This is a genomic window from Anaerovirgula multivorans (assembly GCF_900188145.1).
Classification (GTDB): Bacteria; Bacillota; Clostridia; order Peptostreptococcales; family Natronincolaceae; genus Anaerovirgula; species Anaerovirgula multivorans.
Genome location: NZ_FZOJ01000095.1, coordinates 1 through 1,421, shown reverse-complemented (window position 1 = coordinate 1,421; position 1,421 = coordinate 1). Strand labels below are relative to the sequence as shown.

Annotated in this window: 1 protein-coding gene; it reads left to right on the top strand. The window is 31.5% G+C overall.

All coding sequences use genetic code 11. The features are described from left to right. Window positions 1-1,237, top strand: a 1,237-nt coding sequence (locus CHB72_RS25720) for a transposase (protein ID WP_089285693.1), incomplete at its 5' end; no start/stop codon positions are given. Window positions 1,238-1,421: the final 184 nt, after the last annotated feature.

The following is a 1,421-nucleotide window of genomic DNA, read 5'->3' as shown; positions in this document are numbered from 1 at the left end:
AATTAATGAGCTATTTGAAAAATACAACACTTTTATCAAAGCATCTAAGTTTGGCAAAAAGTATCACCTTGTAGAGAAAGAAATGTTTTTTATTGAGGGTCAAGAGCGTGTTAGAAAAATTATTGAAGAAAATAGACATCGAAAGCACAGCAACAAGAAAAAGATACAAAACAATACTGTTTTGCAAATAGATAACGTAAGTCCAGTAGATATGCTAAATGTAGCGTCAACCATTCATTCTATTGCAATAGAAGAAGGAATTGTTTTTGTTAGTGGAAAAGGACAAAAGAAAACAACTTTACAAAATCTTTATGAAAGCTTTATGGAAAAAGGTGAAAGGTTGTTAAAATATAAAAGTCATTTTGAAATTATGGGAAAAGATCGAAATAGCTATTCAAAGACAGATGTAGAAGCTACATTTATGAGAATGAAAGAAGATCATATGAAAAATGGACAACTTAAACCAGCATATAATCTTCAGTTTGCAGTAGAAAATTATTTTATCGTACATACCCATGTGAGTAACGATAGGACAGACTACAAAACATTGATACCAGTAGCAAAAAAGCACCAGGAGCATTTAGGTAATACACTGATGGAGATGGTAGCTGATAGTGGGTATAGTAGCGAGGAGAATCTTTTATATCTTGAAGAAAATAACATTGAAAGTTACATAAAATTGACTGACCACGAAAAGAAGAAGTCAAGAAAGTACTATGAGGATATCAGTAAATACTATAATATGAAGACTACTATAATAACTAATGAAAACGGTAATACACAAAAGGCATATGTTTGCTATGATAATCGCCTACTAAAACACCAAAAGACGGAAATACGCAGAGTAGATGGTTTTGAAAGAACGTTTGAAGTATATGCTAGCGAAAATTGTGATGGATGTTTGTTAAAATCAGAATGTCTTTACAAGTATGATCCGACGAAACATGAAAGCAAAAATAAGTTGATGAAAATCAATGAGCGTTGGGATCACCTTAAATCAATGGCTGAAGAGAATGTGTTAAGCGAAAAGGGGATTAAATATCGACAAATACGTTCAGTGATGACAGAGGGCTCATTTGGAGATATGAAGGAAAATGATGGATATAGAAGATTTCATAGACGAGGCACAGAAAAAGTAACAAAAGAAATCATGCTTTATGTAATGGCTCGAAATATAAATAAATACTATCGATTTGAGCAAAATATACTTGAAAAATATGAGGGTAAAGTAGCTTAAACAAAAAGTGACCTATAAAAACAAATGTCCTTGAAGAAGGATTTTTTGTGATGTAAAAAATACAGAGAAATAAATGAGAAGAAAAAAACCTATCGAGGTCTAGAGTTATTATAAACTCTAAATTCGATAGGCTTGATTATTTTTTGAGGATTTCAACTGAAATTTTCAATTTCCCGATATCCCC